The 15,380-nt window shown below is 46.2% G+C and carries 11 protein-coding genes; all 11 read left to right on the top strand.

From position 1 onward, the window contains the following. The first annotated feature begins 114 nt into the window (after positions 1 to 114). The 11 genes from GC102_RS23860 to GC102_RS23810 all read left to right on the top strand — a co-directional run bounded on the left by GC102_RS23860 (position 115) and on the right by GC102_RS23810 (position 15,226). Complete coding sequence (locus GC102_RS23860) at positions 115 to 3,789, top strand: OmpL47-type beta-barrel domain-containing protein (protein WP_171691709.1); 3,675 nt, start codon at positions 115 to 117, stop codon at positions 3,787 to 3,789. A gap of 746 nt (positions 3,790 to 4,535) precedes the next feature. Next, positions 4,536 to 5,201, top strand: a complete 666-nt coding sequence (locus GC102_RS23855; protein ID WP_171691708.1) for a GntR family transcriptional regulator — start codon at positions 4,536 to 4,538, stop codon at positions 5,199 to 5,201. A gap of 83 nt (positions 5,202 to 5,284) precedes the next feature. Further along, on the top strand, positions 5,285 to 6,046 hold the full coding sequence (locus GC102_RS23850) for an SDR family NAD(P)-dependent oxidoreductase (RefSeq protein WP_171691707.1): 762 nt from the start codon (positions 5,285 to 5,287) through the stop codon (positions 6,044 to 6,046). A 39-nt stretch (positions 6,047 to 6,085) separates the two neighbouring features. Continuing rightward, the gene (locus tag GC102_RS23845) at positions 6,086 to 7,183 is read left to right on the top strand and encodes a mandelate racemase/muconate lactonizing enzyme family protein (protein ID WP_171691706.1); all 1,098 of its coding nucleotides are present in this window, start codon (positions 6,086 to 6,088) and stop codon (positions 7,181 to 7,183) included. 24 nt (positions 7,184 to 7,207) lie between these two features. After that, the gene (locus GC102_RS23840) at positions 7,208 to 8,050 is read left to right on the top strand and encodes an amidohydrolase family protein (RefSeq protein ID WP_171691705.1); all 843 of its coding nucleotides are present in this window, start codon (positions 7,208 to 7,210) and stop codon (positions 8,048 to 8,050) included. An 18-nt stretch (positions 8,051 to 8,068) separates the two neighbouring features. Continuing rightward, complete coding sequence (locus GC102_RS23835; RefSeq protein ID WP_171691704.1) at positions 8,069 to 8,392, top strand: L-rhamnose mutarotase; 324 nt, start codon at positions 8,069 to 8,071, stop codon at positions 8,390 to 8,392. A gap of 36 nt (positions 8,393 to 8,428) precedes the next feature. Next, complete coding sequence (locus GC102_RS23830; RefSeq protein WP_171691703.1) at positions 8,429 to 9,079, top strand: (Fe-S)-binding protein; 651 nt, start codon at positions 8,429 to 8,431, stop codon at positions 9,077 to 9,079. Then, positions 9,004 to 10,344: a glycosyl hydrolase family 95 catalytic domain-containing protein gene (locus tag GC102_RS23825; RefSeq protein WP_171691702.1), complete on the top strand. Its 1,341-nt coding sequence runs from the start codon at positions 9,004 to 9,006 to the stop codon at positions 10,342 to 10,344. Before GC102_RS23830 ends, GC102_RS23825 begins: the two co-directional genes overlap by 76 nt. 54 nt (positions 10,345 to 10,398) lie before the next feature. Next, positions 10,399 to 11,652 (top strand): Gfo/Idh/MocA family protein, encoded by a 1,254-nt coding sequence (locus GC102_RS23820; protein WP_171691701.1) that lies wholly within the window; start codon positions 10,399 to 10,401, stop codon positions 11,650 to 11,652. A gap of 183 nt (positions 11,653 to 11,835) precedes the next feature. Further along, the gene (locus tag GC102_RS23815; RefSeq protein WP_171691700.1) at positions 11,836 to 14,148 is read left to right on the top strand and encodes a helix-turn-helix domain-containing protein; all 2,313 of its coding nucleotides are present in this window, start codon (positions 11,836 to 11,838) and stop codon (positions 14,146 to 14,148) included. 313 nt (positions 14,149 to 14,461) lie between these two features. Next, positions 14,462 to 15,226 (top strand): sugar phosphate isomerase/epimerase family protein, encoded by a 765-nt coding sequence (locus tag GC102_RS23810; RefSeq protein WP_216628144.1) that lies wholly within the window; start codon positions 14,462 to 14,464, stop codon positions 15,224 to 15,226. Positions 15,227 to 15,380: the final 154 nt, after the last annotated feature.

Here is a 15,380-nt window from a genome sequence, read left to right as displayed (position 1 = left end):
TATTGAGTGATTGCGATTGAGGGGGGGGGGATGTTGATTCTGTTTATGATACGGTGGCGAAGACTCTTTGTCATTAGTTAGTAAAAGCTTCAAAAAATTCAGGAGGTTTATTCGATGAAAAAATTTGTACTTGCTTCCCTTTGTTCACTTCTTGTAATTGCCTCTGCACCAATTGGAATCAAATCAGTAAAAGCCGCAACGAATGCAACGGATATAAGCGTCAACATTAACTGGTCCGATTTTTTATCTAGAAGCGATATGGTTTGGGGGCAGCTTCCATCCAAATGGGAAGAGGGCGTTTTCTTAGGAAATGGACTTCTCGGTACGATGTTTTGGCAAGAGGAAGCCGCAAAAAAATTGAATTTCGAAGTAAGTCGAACGGACGTATTCGATCATCGAAAAGGTTACGATCCGCTATTTAGTGGGGGACGTCTGCCTAACGGGCATTTTGAACTCGGATATGTTGGGGGGAATCCAACTGGCGACATGCGGCTCAGTTTATGGAATGCGGAAGCCAACGGCAAGGTTCTAACTGATCAGGGATCGATTTCGATCAACAGCTTTGCCCATGCATCGCAGAATGTAATCGTCCTCGATGTGACGACAACCGGAAGTGAAAGCGGATACACTTGGACGTGGAAACCGGACGCATCAAAGAGTACGAGATATAACCCTCCAGCAGATTATGTAGCTTATCCTACTCAAACGCAGGAAGCAGTCGGTGACGTTCAAGTAAGCGTGCAGTCAATGCCGGAAAATACGATTTATCATACGGACGGTCAAGGGGTTGGCCAGTATGCGACTGCGTGGAAATTTAAAACGATAGACGCGAATCACAAACAGATCTATATCAGTGAAGGTTTCTCCTATCCTGGAACGACGGCCAAGCAAGAAGCTGTCGATGCGGTAAACAACGCTGCTGCCATCGATATCAATAGCCTGCGAGCTTCCCATCAAGTCTGGTGGCACGATTTCTACCCAAAAAGCTTTGTAACGATTCCAGATGCGAAGAAAGAAAGCTATTATTGGATCCAGCTGTACAAACTGGCTTCAGCTACTCGCGGCGATAAGCCGATCATGGATTTATTGGGACCATGGTTTAAACCAACCGGTTGGCCTGGTGTTTGGTGGAATATGAATAATCAATTTACTTACGCCCCATTATACGCGTCCAATCATAGCGATTTGGGGAATTCGCTGGTCAATGCTTTATATGATAAAAGAGCTGCACTTGCTGCCAATGCAGCACCATATAGTTCGGATTCTTATGCCATTGGAAGACAAGGCGGTATCGATCTGAAGCTGCCCGTAACCCAATACAATGAACCTGGCAATCTCGCTTGGGCGCTGCAGAATGTTTGGATGCAATATAAAACGACCATGGATAATAGTCTGTTGAATGACAAGTTGTTTCCGCTGATGAAGGGAAGTCTGAATTATTTCGTTCATATATTGGGGACGAAGAAAGCAGACGGCAAGTATCATCTTCCCAATTCGTATTCTCCTGAATACGGCAGTGCGCCAGATGCGAATTATAGCTTAGCGCCATTAAAATGGTTATGTAAAGCGATTATTGAAGCCAATGGGCGGCTCGGATTAAACGACAGTATCGCAGTGACGGCGCAGGACATTCTTACTAATCTGACGCCTTATCCGACTGATCCTACGTATGGCTTTATGATTGGACAGGGACTGAATTTGACCACTTCCCATCGTCACGATTCGCACTTATTAATGATTCATCCTTTTTTCGATTATACGTATGACGACGCAACCCAGGGTGCTTTAATTGATCAATCCGTTGATCATTGGCTAGGCCTTCCAAGTTCATTTGCTGGGTTTTCATACCCTGTAGCAGCTATTCTCGAATCCTTGAGGAATAACGGAGATGCTGCAATACCTTATTTGAATTCACTTCTCTCATCATCGAGGCCCAATACCATGTATATGGAAGCGTCGGGTCCGGTGATTGAAACTCCTCTATATTTCGATAAAGCGATTCAAGAAATGCTCATGCAGAGCTATAACGGTATGATTCGTATCTTCCCGGCTGTACCGACGGCTTGGCAGGATACGCAATTCCATCAAATGCTCGCAGAAGGCGGCTTTCAGGTTTCAGCTAAAAGGCAGGGCGGATTGACACAATTCGTGCGTGTTCAAAGCTTGGCCGGCGAGCCGTTAAAGATTAAAACGGGCTTATCCGGAACGGTGAAAGCGTACGGTAACCGAACGTTTAACGTGACGGACTTAGGAAATGGCGTCGTTCAAGTCGATTTGCAAAAAGATGAATCGGTCATTCTGTATGCAGGAAGCAGCTTACCTGATTTAACAATCTCACCAGTAGCTGTGCCCGATAAGATTAATGCATGGGGAATACCGGCACCGGTTCAGACGCGAAGTATTCCAAATACCCAGACGCCGGGCAAGATTCTGCTCGATTCCATGGATGATGCCTATGTAAGGGATGGAGGCAGTGCGAGCACAAATTTCGGTACGACGCCTACACTTGTTGTCAAATCGGAGGTAGTCGGCTATAACCGGGAGTCATACCTGAAATTTGATATGTCAAAGGTTACAAGCAGCGTAACAGCCGCCAAGATCAAGGTGAATGTGACGATCACCAGTCCAGACGCGCCATCTCAAGTAGTAGAGCTGGTCAACAACAATACGTGGAAGGAAGGCACAATCAATTGGAGTAATAAACCTGCTTCCACAGGAACGGTACTAGGCACCTTCTCTCCAACGATTGGCGTGCATGAAATCGACGTATCGAGTCAGGTGCTAAGCGCAATGGCAGCAGCAGACAAGAGGCTGTCTGTGAAAATTCGTGCGTCACAGCCGGGAGCGACGGGGAATTCAGTTGTAGAGTATGGAGCGTATGAGAATACAACGGCAAGCAACCGTCCGGTACTCGAACTGGGACTTGCTGATCTTACAGCGCCAACGACAACGGACAATTCGCCAACAGGCTGGGTCAATCAAGACACCACAGTAAACTTAAACGCAACGGATAGTGAACCAGGCGTTCTGACGACAAAATACATCGTAAACGATGGAGCTGAGCAAACCGGAACTTCTGTCGTGCTGACAACGGAAGGCGTTCATACCATTCAATATTGGAGCGTAGATGGAGCGGGCAATACAGAAGCCCAGAAGACGGCAACGGTTAAAATCGACAAGACAGCGCCACTCAGTATTGCTTCTGTAAGTCCGGCAGTACTTAACAGCAGCAACGGTTGGTATGCGTCGGATGTAACGGTAAGCTTTTCTGTATATGACAATCTATCTAGCGTGGCGAAAACCGAATACCAAGTAAATAACGGAGAATGGATCACCTATACCGGATCTATCCCAGCCTTTGGTGAAGGCATTTATAGGATCGATTATCGCAGCACGGATCAAGCGGGGAATATAGAGCCAATCAAAACCATCGAGTTCAAAGTTGACAAAACGGCACCTGCGCTAGCCGTTCAACTAGATAAAACGTCCATATGGCCAGCGAATCACAAGATGGTGACTGTAAATGCCAACCTGAGTTCGAGTGATACTGTATCTGGAGTTGCGTCAGTGGTGCTAACTTCCATTACAAGCAATGAACCGGATAGTGGACAAGGCGATATTCAAGCAAATATAGGTACGACGGATAATTCATTTCTTTTGCGTGCCGAAAGATCGGGTCAAGGTTCTGGACGTATTTATACGATAACCTATACGGCAACCGACAAAGCGGGCAATAAGACGATTGCATCTGTAACCGTCACAGTACCTCACGATCAGTCGGGAAATTAAATGCCAACTCGACAGCCTGTTAGTTGAAATGAGAGCAACCGACATTCAAAAGGGCGACTCTATACTCTCCCCTTCTTCTAACTAGACTAACCAGAAACTGTGAAAGCGAATAATGCTGCACCTTAATTGCACTTAAAATGGGAGGTATTTATGTTGATCTTGGGTAGTTTTCTAGGAAGTCTAAACTTTCTACATGGGTTCTTTCTTTATGTCTTATTCTATCACTATTTGTAAGTGCCCTCATTAATCCGCAAACATCTTATGCTGCTGTTCAAAATACGTTTTATGCATCACCGACAGGAAGCGGAAATTGTTGTACGCTTGCTTCCCCATGTTCCTTAACGGGTGCACGAGATAAGGTTCGCACCGTGAGTTCCAATATGACAGGAGACATCGAGGTTATTCTATTGGACGGAACTTACAATATAACATCGACTTTTGCTTTAACTGAAAACACGACAACACACTACTCAGGCATTGTAAGCCTGGAGTGCCACAAACCGTCAACAAAAGGTAGTGCGTATATCGCGGGCTGCATATGGCGAAGAAATGATCAAGAGCCCCGTTCTCAAGAAGCTACGGATGGGGGCTCCTTTTCCTTGCCAAATTAATCAAGTGCGTTTTCGCGAACAGTGGTGGCCCCGAATTCTAGATTTAAGATTAATTTCTCTTCATATATTGTGTAGTAGTCATTTATCTGATATCATAAATCGTGTACGATTCGATCGTGGGTGGAGTTGAAGTTTTTGAAAAAAAGTTTAAGCCGGTACGTTCTGACAGATGAAATTTATGCTTTATTGAAAGAACAAATCCTCAATCACCACATTGTTCCCGGGGATAAAATTAATATCGATCAATTAGCCCGTGAACTTGAGGTCAGCAATATTCCTATTCGTGAAGCGCTATCCAGATTGACTGCTGAGGGCTTGGTAAATATGGTGCCATTTAAAGGCATGTATGCAGCAGAGATGACTTTGCAAGAGCTGGATGAAATCTTTGAAATCAGATTAGAATTAGAATGCTTGGCGATTAGAAAAGCAGCTCCCAACATACCTGATCCTTTGTTAGTTGATTTGAAATCAAAAATGAAGAGATGGTCTAACAGAAAGCCGACAGAAATTGCAGAGAAAATTAATTTGATAGCTGAGATGAATCAAAGCTTGCATGGTTTAATACTGGATTACTGTGCAAATCAGTCCTTGAAGAACCTGATCACGATGTATATACAGAGAATACAGAGATATCTAGCAGTTATTCAAAAGGGAATGGATCTGCAAGTGATTGAAGAAGAATGGAATGAACACATGTTGGTTGTAAGTTGTTTGGCAGCAAAGAATTTTGAGGAAGCGGAAAAAGCTTTGCTGAACCATTTGGTTAAATCGCACGTGCGTACTAGAAGCTTCTTTCTTTAATTTTTTTTCACGAATATCATACATGATAAATGATTATACAAAAAGTGATGACTCTTGATAACAAGGAATGGAGGCAAACCAAGATGCTACTTAATGGAAAAACGGCCATCGTAACGGGTGGCGGATCAGGAATTGGCGAAGCGATTGTACGTTTATTCGCCGCTCAAGGCGCGAAGGTTGTGATCGCGGACTGGAATGTGAAGGAAGCCGAGCGTTTGGCAGATGAGTTAACGTCAGTCGGCCAATACGCCGCTGCGGTGAAGGCAGATGTCTCGAAGGAAGAGGATGTCAAGGCACTTATCCAAGGGACGTTACATAAATTTGGCCATCTGGATGTTATCGTGAATAACGCAGCTGTCATTTTGCCTAAGTTTCTGGAGGATATTGAACTGGATGAGTGGGATCGACTGATCAACGTTAATTTGAAGAGTGTTTTCCTTATGATCAAGCATTCGCTCCCCGAATTAAGGAAAACGCGCGGAGCCATCGTTAATATGGCTTCGTTAAATGGTTTAGTAGGACAAAAGATGAATCCCGTTTATGCCGCGACAAAAGGCGGAGTTATCGCAATGACGAAATCTCTGGCACTCGACTACGCGCCAGATGGCATTCGTGTAAATTGTATCTGCCCGGCCGGTGTCTCTACGCCACTTTTGCAACAATGGATTCAAGAGCAGGATGATCCGGCATCAACCATTCAGATTTTGAATGATATGCATGCGCTGGGTCGGCCGGCTACTTCGGAAGAAGTCGCGCAAGCGGCGCTCTTCTTGGCCAGCCCTCAATCTGGTTTCGTTACCGGCGTAGCTCTTCCCGTTGATGGCGGAGCGTCGCTTGGTTACTAAATATAACTTACATTTACTCAAACTAAGGAGATGGATCAGATGAAGATTACTAAAGTGGAAAGTTTTGTATTGCATGTACCGATTACACCGCCAATTACCGATGCTATTAACGTTGCTACACACTGGGGATTAGCCGGTGTGCGCATTTATACGGATGAAGGTTTTGTCGGTTATGGTTACACAGGAACAACTGCGCATGGCGATGATATGATCGTCGATACGATCGATAAATACTATGCACCACTTCTAGTTGGCAAAGATCCGTTTATGGTCAAAGAACTGTGGAACGATATGCGCTTTGGCAAAATGCATTGGATCGGCCGATCTGGCGTAACGCATATGGCGCTTGCAGCTGTGGATATTGCTTTATGGGACATTATGGCAAAAGCCTCGAATAAACCGCTATGGCAGTACCTTGGGGGAGCTAAATCTAAACCGATTAAAGCCTACAATACGAACGGCGGTTGGTTGAACTGGTCGCAAGACCGTTTGCTTAAGGATGTAACGGAGATCGTAGAGTCAGGCTTTACAGGTGTTAAAATCAAAGTCGGCAAGCCAGATCCGCGTGAAGACTATGTTCGCTGCAAGGCGGTACGGAAGGCGATCGGCGACGATGTGATCTTCATGATCGACGTCAATCAGCAGTGGAATATCAATACAGCGATGACTTGGGGCAAAAAGCTAGAAGAATTCGATCTGTTCTGGTTGGAGGAGCCACTTAATCCGGATGATATTATGGGACATAAAAAGCTGGCTGACGAGCTGAATGTTCCAATTGCGCTTGGTGAACATGTGTACAACAAATATGCATTCAGAGATTACATTCACCAAGGCGCAATCGAATATTGTCAAGTTGACGTAACCCGTGTAGGCGGTATTACGGAATGGCTGCAGGTGGCCGGCTTAGCTGCTTCCTACGATATCCCGATTTGTCCGCATGTTGGTGATATGGGTCAAATTCATCAGCATCTTGTAGCGTCTACACAAAGTGCAATTATGTTGGAATATATTCCTTGGATCCGTCACATTTTTGAAGAGCCTGCGACTGTTGTAAACGGGCATTATGTACTTCCTGAAATGCCAGGAGCTTCGACAACCATTTTGCCTAAGTATTTTAATGAGTACCGAGTGAGATAAGTTCAAGCAAAGGAGCTTCCGCCCATGGTAATAGACGCCCATCAGCATTTTTGGAATTTGGAGAAGGTTGCTTACCCTTGGATGGATCCGGCTTACGGATCGATATGCCGCAGCTTTGAAGCTGATGAATTGGAACCATTGATTCGCGAGGCCGGTATTAACAAAGCGGTCATCGTGCAAGCCATGAATTCCTATGAAGATACCGAGTATATGTTGAAGGTAGCCGGAGAAAGAGAATGGGTAGGCGCAGTTGTTGGGTGGGTGCCCTTGAACATTCCGGAAGTGGCGGATAAAAAGCTGCAGGAATATGCCGCAAATCCTTTCTTCAAAGGGGTTCGTCATCTGATTCACGAGGAGAAGGATCCAAACTGGGTCATCCGTGATTCGGTGATTGAGGGACTCAAGATTCTCTCTTCTTACGGCTTGACCTTCGATGTAGTAGGAGTGTTCCCAAATCATCTGAAACATATCCCGTATTTGGCTGAGAAAGTACCGGATCTGAGAATGGTGATTGACCACTTCGCCAAACCTCCGATCAAGGAAAAGCAAATGGGCGCATGGGCGGAACAATTTGCTGCTGCGGCTCAGTATCCGAACGTGTATGCAAAGGTATCTGGATTGAATACTGCAGCGGAATGGCATACTTGGAACGCAGAAGATTTGAGACCCTATATCGACTATGCATTAAAGCATTTTGGAGCGGATCGCCTCATGTTTGGGAGCGATTGGCCAGTGGCCAACTTGGCGGGGGACTTTGAGAAAGTCTGGGTGCAAACTAATCATGCAATTGCCGAATATGCGGAACAAGAAAGAGCTTCCATATTAGGCGGAACAGCGGCAAAATTTTATGGCATTCAAGCTGAATAAAAGGGATGCGTGCTACCAATGAATCGTTATGGAAGTGTGATCAAGGTTAAACCTGAGAAGCTCGAAGAATATAAAAGACTGCATGCCAACGTATGGCAAGACGTTCTCAAGATGATCCATGAATGCAATATCCGCAATTATTCCATTTATTATAAAGACGGCTATTTATTTAGTTACTTTGAGTACATCGGTGAAGATTTCAAGCAGGATATGGCTAAGATGGCAGCAGATCCTACAACTCAGAAATGGTGGGAGATTTGTGGACCATGCCAAGAGCCGCTTGCGACGCGGCTTGAAGGCGAATGGTGGGCATCTATGGATGAAGTTTTTCATATTGACTGAAGGGTATGAAGTTTAAGTGTATAGGAGATAAAGGCAATGAAAGTTTCTTTGTTTATTACATGCTTAAGCGACTCCGTTTATCCTGGAGTTGGCGAGGCCATGGTCACGCTGCTGGCTCGTCATGGGATTCGGGTGCACTTTCCCGCATCCCAAACGTGCTGCGGACAGCCGGCTTTCAACAGCGGCTACTGGAAGGAAGCGCGCCAAGCGGCTGTCACGCTGTTAGATGCATTTGAAGACAGTGATTTTGTCATTTCCCCATCTGGCTCATGCACCGGCATGATTCAGCACTACTACCCGAAGCTGTTTGAGAACGATCCCGTTCTGCTTGCCAGAGCGGAGAAGCTTTGTGCTAAAACGTATGAGTTTACACAGTTTCTGGTCGGCGTTTTAGGGGTAACAGATTTGGGTGCGGTGTTCCCGCACAAGGTGACGTATCATCCTTCCTGTCACGGCAGCCGTCTGCTTGGTGTGAAAGCGGAACCAATGGCGCTGCTATCCAAGGTCAAAGGACTGGAGCTTGTTCCGCTGCCTTTTGCTGACAATTGCTGCGGGTTCGGAGGCATACGCATTATTTGTTCGGATCATGCTCCCGCAAAGGGGCGCCGCCGATGCCGCTGCAGGGCGTTTGGACGGCGGACGGAGGTAAGCTGCCGCCGTGCAAGGGCGACTATCATAATGATTTGAACACCCAGCTCAGCTACTGGCCTTATATGAAAGCGAATCATATGGAAGAAGGGGAAAGCTTCATCGACTTACTCTGGAACCTGAGGCCGCAGGCCCTTGCGTTCGCAGAGCGGTTTTTTGAGGCGCCGGGCATTTGTTTACCTTCGGTTATGGGAATCGGCGGCGAACCGCTCGGTGGCTGGGTGATGTACACTACGAACCTAGTTAATCAAATTTTGCTGTGTCAAGCATTCGACCATTATTGGCTGTATACGGGCGACCGAGACTTTCTGGAGCGCAAGACGTATGTATATTTCCGCGAAACTGCGGCCTGCATCCTGCATTGGCTGAAGCCGGGCCCAGAGGGCAAGCTTTTGCTGCCGCTGTCTAGCTCGCCCGAAATTCATAACAATTCGCCGGCCGCATGGCTGACGGCGAACAGCAATAACGATTTGGCACTGCTTCACTATTTGTTCGAAACGCTGAAGCAATATGAGGAACTCCTCGGACGGGACTTAGAGGCGAAGGAATGGGGAGACATTCGATCGCAGCTATCCGAGCTTGCGGTTAATGAGGACGACGTGCTCATGCTTAGCCCGAGCGAGTCGCTTGCGGAGAGCCACCGCCATTTGTCGCATCTGATGGCGATTTATCCGCTCAATCTAGTGCAGTACGGCCGATCTGAGAGGGAAAACGAGATCATCGAAGCGTCGCTTGCACAGATCGAGCAGCTCGGTACTGCAGCATGGGTCGGTTATTCGTTCGCGTGGGTGGCCGATTTGTATGCTCGCGCGCGAAATGGCGAGCAGGCGTACCGATATCTTCATATTTTCTGGGATGCGTTTATTTCTCGTAACGGATTTCACCTCAACGGTGACCAGAAGAAGATGGGGTACAGCTCGTACCACTATCGGCCGTTCACCCTTGAGGGCAAAATGGCGGCGGCGGACGCCCTGCGGGAAATGCTGCTACAAAATCACGAAGGATTCATCCGCCTCTTCCCGGCTATTCCGGACGAATGGAAGCAAAATGGCGTATCCTTCCGTCGTTTCAGGGGCGGGATGGGAAGCCTCGTTTCTGCTGAAATCGCAAATGGTCGACTTCTGTACGTTACTCTCGAGGCCGATCGGGATGTCAGGCTTCAAGTACTCAACTGTTTTGATGCGGAAGAGCTCGAAATTGCGCAGGGGGAAAATACAAACGTTCGTTCTGTCAGGATTGGGGAAACATTTACGATTGACTTGCGGGCAGGCGAGTCTATTTTGATTAAAGCTGCATGTTTGTAAGAGTTATTAAAAATCGGGAATTTTATTGGTGAAATTATTCAGGGAGAGTGTCTTATGAAACAGCTTACAGCAATTATGATCGGTGCAGGAGCCAGAGGTGCGGCTTACGCGAATTATGCGCTCGATTATCCGCATGAACTTAAATTCGTTTCAGTCGCTGAATCGAATCCGGAACGGTTGGCCAAATTTGCGTTTCAGCATGGTATCCCGGCTGAGCGTCAATATATGTCATGGGAGCAGATTCTCGAAGAGCCGAAGCTGGCTGATGTTGCAATCATCTCTACACAGGACCGGATGCATTATGAACCAACGTTAAAAGCGTTAAAGAACAAGTATCATGTCCTGCTTGAGAAGCCAATGTCTCCGGACCCTGAGGAATGTATCGCGATGGAACGGGCCGCCAAAGAGAACGAACGGTTGCTTACGATCTGTCACGTGCTTAGGTACACGCCGTTCTGGTCTGCGATTAAGCGGCTCCTTACAGAAGGCCGTATCGGCGAGGTCGTTTCCATTCAGCTTAACGAAAACGTCGGTTACTGGCATATGGCACACAGCTTTGTCCGGGGGAATTGGAACAACGCTGACAAGTCGAGCCCTATGATTCTAGCCAAATCGTGTCACGATATGGATGTCTTATCTTGGCTGATGGATCAATCTTGCCTGCGCGTCAGCTCCTACGGTTCTCTGAAGCATTTCCATTCCGGCAACGCGCCTGAGGGCGCTTCGGATACTTGCATCACATGTGCAGTGGAAGCTACGTGCCCCTATTCGGCGCCGCGCTTCTACTTTGGCGAAGGGAAAGCTTGGGCGCGGCATTTTACCGAAGAGCTTACACGGGAAAACATTGTAAAGGGATTAAAGGAAACGAATTACGGTCGCTGTGCTTACAAGAGTGATAACAATGTAGTAGACCATCAAGTTGTTAACATGGAATTCGCGGGCGGCGCCACGGCAACATTCAGTATGTGCGGATTCACTCGCCATCAGGAACGGCGCATTCAGATAATGGGTACAAAGGGTGAAATTCGCGGCGAGGAAGGCAAAATTACGGTTATGGATTTCGTTACCCACGAAAACACTGAGATTCAAATCCCAGAACAAACGTCGGGGCATGGGGGCGGAGACAGCGGCATTGTTCGCAACTTCCTGAAGGAAGTGTCCGGCTACAATGGCAGTGAGAGCCTTACGTCCGCATCGGCATCAGTACGCAGTCATCTTATGGCGTTTGCAGCTGAACAATCCCGATTAAATAATGGCCAATCGATCGAACTTGATGATTTCTATAAGAAGCTAATCGTCCAGGTGTGAAAACTTTTGTTGAGGGGATTACTTCGCGGTAACTCCTCTTTTGTTTGTTAAAGTAACTGGTAGATTAGTGGAGTCCTATCGCGTCCACAACTATTCATGCGCAAAAAATGAGCCTTGCATGCGACAGGCGTTCTCGGTTAGAGTATATACCTGTGAACGCTTACACCTGAGAGGAGCACCGACTTGAATCTGCTGGCTTTGTTTTCCAAACAGAAGAAATCCATGCTGCGGAAAATGATTACCGTCTCCCTATTTATATCGATTGTACCAACGGTCATTACCGGAATAGGCAGCTACCTCTATTCCTCATCTGTTGTAGAGACCGAAGTGAATAAGGCCAATTATCAATTTCTGAAGTCTGCTTCCGATAATGTCGATAATAAGCTGCAGACGATTCAGATTAATCTGCTGCAGTTACTAAATACACCTTATTTTCTGTCCGACTATAACAAGGATTTAAGTGCCGATCAGATAGACTTCTTCAGTAAAGTGTACAAGACCCTAGGGGCTTTCCAAAATACTAACAAGGATTTACGAGAGCTAGCGTTATATATCCCTGATATTGCCTATATGTCTCCGACGAACGGAGTCATTCGTCCAGACGGCTTATTTTCTCGTGAAAAGCTCGATAATGAATTAAAGAAAGATTACCGGCAGCGTTGGTTGGAGGAAACGTTCCCTGTGACGTCCTATGCGGAGAAGAGCAGAGGGATTACTCTTATGAGCAAGTTTCCGCTTGACAACAGCTTTCCAATTGGACTCGTTCTAGCGTCAGTAGATTCGAGTCTAATTCGAGATATCATTGGAGTTTCGACCGTCTATAAAGGACAGTCCATGTTCGTTGTGAACGAGAATGGAGGATTAGTCGCTACATCCTCTGAGCGAGTGCAGCCGGGTAACTTCTATGAGCACATTCTGCAGGCGGGCGATGTCCAGTCGAAGTATAATTTTACCTGGAACGACACTACCTATCTGGTTACAAGTATCACTTCGAATTACAGCCATTGGAAATATATCGATGTTATTCCGGTAAAAGAATTGCACGCTAAATCGAGAGGCATCGCGATTATGACGATGGGAATTGTATTCTTTTTCCTGCTCGTCGGCGTCATCGTGTCGTTCTTGGGAAGTCGAAAGATTTATCGACCGGTAGAACGATTGCTGGCTAGTATGAGAGGTGACTCCAGCTCTAGTACAGATGTTGATGCAGATGAGATGGGCTTCGTTCATCGCAATTGGTTAGATTTGAAGCATACGGCATCAAAGCTGGAGAATGAGCTGTCGTATCAGCTGCCTATCATTCGCGAGACGTTCGTCCTGCAGCTTCTTCAGGGCCAATTCGTTTATTATACAGACGAACAAATGGATGAATTGCTGAAAAGGTATCGACTTCCAGATCAAGCGGAGTTTGCCGTGATTGCGATTGCATTCGACATGAATGCAAACCAGAAGGGGAGATTTCGCGACAGTGATAAGGAGCTTATGCTCTTTGCCATGAAAAACATTATCGATGATCTTATTCCGCAGAGCGGTTGGCAAGGCGTTACGGTTAACGTATTTAATGACAGCATTGTTTCGTGGTTATGGAGTGTTCCGGGAGCTCCAGAGTGGGACAAAGTGGAGCCTGATTTCTTCATTTTCACCGAGAAGATGCGGGAGACACTGGCGAACTTTGTGCGTCTCCCAGTGACGGCCGGGTTAAGCGGGACAGGTTATGAGCTGAAGGAATTGCCGGAAATGTACCGTCAAGCGATGTTTGCGCTAGAATCGCGCATCATTGTGGGGAGGAATAAAGTGCTTCAGGACGAGGGCAGCAACGTAAGCGAGGGCATCTATCCGGTTGAGCTGGAGCTGCATTACGAGAATTCACTAAAACTGGGTAACCAAGAGGAAGCAGAACGAATGTTGAACGACTTCATGGATTCGGTCAAAAGGCTGGCAGGTTCACCAGAAGGCGTGCTTCTCTATTACAATCAGCTGCTAGCCGCTACGCTGCGTACCGCCTATGCATTGCACGTGGAGCCGAAACAACTGTTCGGACAAGAAGATCCGTACTCCTATATCCGGAAATTGAAAAGCATTGAGGATATCAACACATGGTTTATAACCGCCTTGATCGCGCCAATTATCGCTGCCGTTCAGGGGAATCGCCACGTGGAATATGAACGCTTGGTGAAGACAGCGGTTCATTATATTCACGACAATTATAATCGGGATATTTCGCTTGAAGAATGCGCAGATCATTGCGGTGTCAGCACATTTCAGCTAAGTAAATGGTTTAAAAAAATACAGCAAACTGCCTTCATCGACTTTTTGACGGATTACCGCATCCAGAAAGCGAAGCAAATATTATCGGAAACCGATTTGCCTGTTAGCGAAGTTTCCAGTCTAGTCGGGTATCAACGACAAAATTTCATGCGCGTCTTTAAGAAGCTTGTCGGAATAACTCCAGGACAGTATCGGGAGTCGCTGCAGAAACCTCCGTCAGGGCCTTGATGACTTCGTTCATAACTCTGTTGGCGGTGGTAATCCCTGAAAGCATACTTTTTTGTCATGTGAAAATGGCGGCTGACGACAGTCCCATTCATTGTAAGGACATCACCCTTTCGCAAGAAATGCGACAAAGTACCTCTTAAGCATCAATAGACGCGCGTCGATAGCTCCGAGCAATAATTGCGTCTTGTTTGATACAACCGACTGATCATATATTACGAATATGAAATCTGCTCTAGGGTCGATGTGGGGTTAGTCGTAAGGTGATTTCTCATATTTATGGTGTTTCAATATTCTATGAAAGCGAGTGAATGAAATGAAAATAGCAGCACAGCTCTATACATTAAGGGATTTTCTAAAAACTCCCGAGGATATATCTATCAGTCTTAGTAAGGTCAAACAAATCGGCTATAATGCCATTCAAGTTTCAGGAATAGGTCCTATCGATAATAAGGAATTGAAAGAAATTGTAGACCGGGAGCAACTGACGATCTGTGCGACCCACATTCCATATGCGGATTTAACCAGTAACTTGGATGCTGTTATTGAAAAGCATAAGATATGGGATTGCAAATATGTGGGATTAGGAGGTATGCCAGCGGGAAATCGCAGCAGCAAAGAAGGATATGTGACTTTTGCTAAAGAAGCATCGGAAATTGGAAGAAAATTAAAACAGGCAGGATTGCAATTCTTTTATCACAACCATTCTTTTGAGTTCGCGAAATTCGATGGGAAAACCGGGTTGGAAATCCTCATGGAGGAGACAGACCCCGAAGACTTCGAATTCTTACTTGATCTCTACTGGGTTCAATCTGGAGGAGCAAATCCGATAGAATGGATAAACAAATTGAAAGGTAGAATGAAACTCGTTCATTTGAAAGATTTTGCAGTAATGAGTGATATGGAGCAGCGATTTGCTGAGATTGGTGAAGGTAATATGAATTACTCTCGAATTTTGGAAGCATGTACAAGCGTTGGGGTAGAATGGGCTCCGGTTGAACAAGACGACTGTTATGGCCGAGATCCATTTGAATGCTTGGCGACCAGCTTCAATAATTTGAAGAATATCCTCTCTCTATAGTCATTATCCCTTTAGACGTATGCTGCGAAGGTTTGAAAAGAAATTCAGGGTCTTGATGGCTGCGTTCTATAACTCAGGTATGTTAGCGAGGGGAATCCCTGAAAACATACCTTTTTGTCATGTTAAAGCGGTGACTGACAAGAGTCTCATTCTT

It is taken from the genome of Paenibacillus germinis (assembly GCF_013141785.1).
GTDB classification, from domain to species: Bacteria; Bacillota; Bacilli; order Paenibacillales; family NBRC-103111; genus Paenibacillus_E; species Paenibacillus_E phytorum.
The sequence above is the reverse complement of the archived record's forward strand: the minus strand, read 5'-3'. Positions and strand labels throughout refer to the sequence as shown.

Bases quoted from the DNA above. Each gene is read 5' to 3' on its own strand.
- GC102_RS23860 (WP_171691709.1), top strand. From the start codon at position 115: ATGAAAAAATTTGTACTTGCTTCCCTTTGTTCACTTCTTGTAATTGCC.
- GC102_RS23850 (WP_171691707.1), top strand. From the start codon at position 5,285: ATGCTACTTAATGGAAAAACGGCCATCGTAACGGGTGGCGGATCAGGA.
- GC102_RS23845 (WP_171691706.1), top strand. From the start codon at position 6,086: ATGAAGATTACTAAAGTGGAAAGTTTTGTATTGCATGTACCGATTACA.
- GC102_RS23840 (WP_171691705.1), top strand. From the start codon at position 7,208: ATGGTAATAGACGCCCATCAGCATTTTTGGAATTTGGAGAAGGTTGCT.
- GC102_RS23835 (WP_171691704.1), top strand. From the start codon at position 8,069: ATGAATCGTTATGGAAGTGTGATCAAGGTTAAACCTGAGAAGCTCGAA.
- GC102_RS23830 (WP_171691703.1), top strand. From the start codon at position 8,429: ATGAAAGTTTCTTTGTTTATTACATGCTTAAGCGACTCCGTTTATCCT.
- GC102_RS23825 (WP_171691702.1), top strand. From the start codon at position 9,004: ATGCCGCTGCAGGGCGTTTGGACGGCGGACGGAGGTAAGCTGCCGCCG.
- GC102_RS23820 (WP_171691701.1), top strand. From the start codon at position 10,399: ATGAAACAGCTTACAGCAATTATGATCGGTGCAGGAGCCAGAGGTGCG.
- GC102_RS23810 (WP_216628144.1), top strand. From the start codon at position 14,462: ATGAAAATAGCAGCACAGCTCTATACATTAAGGGATTTTCTAAAAACT.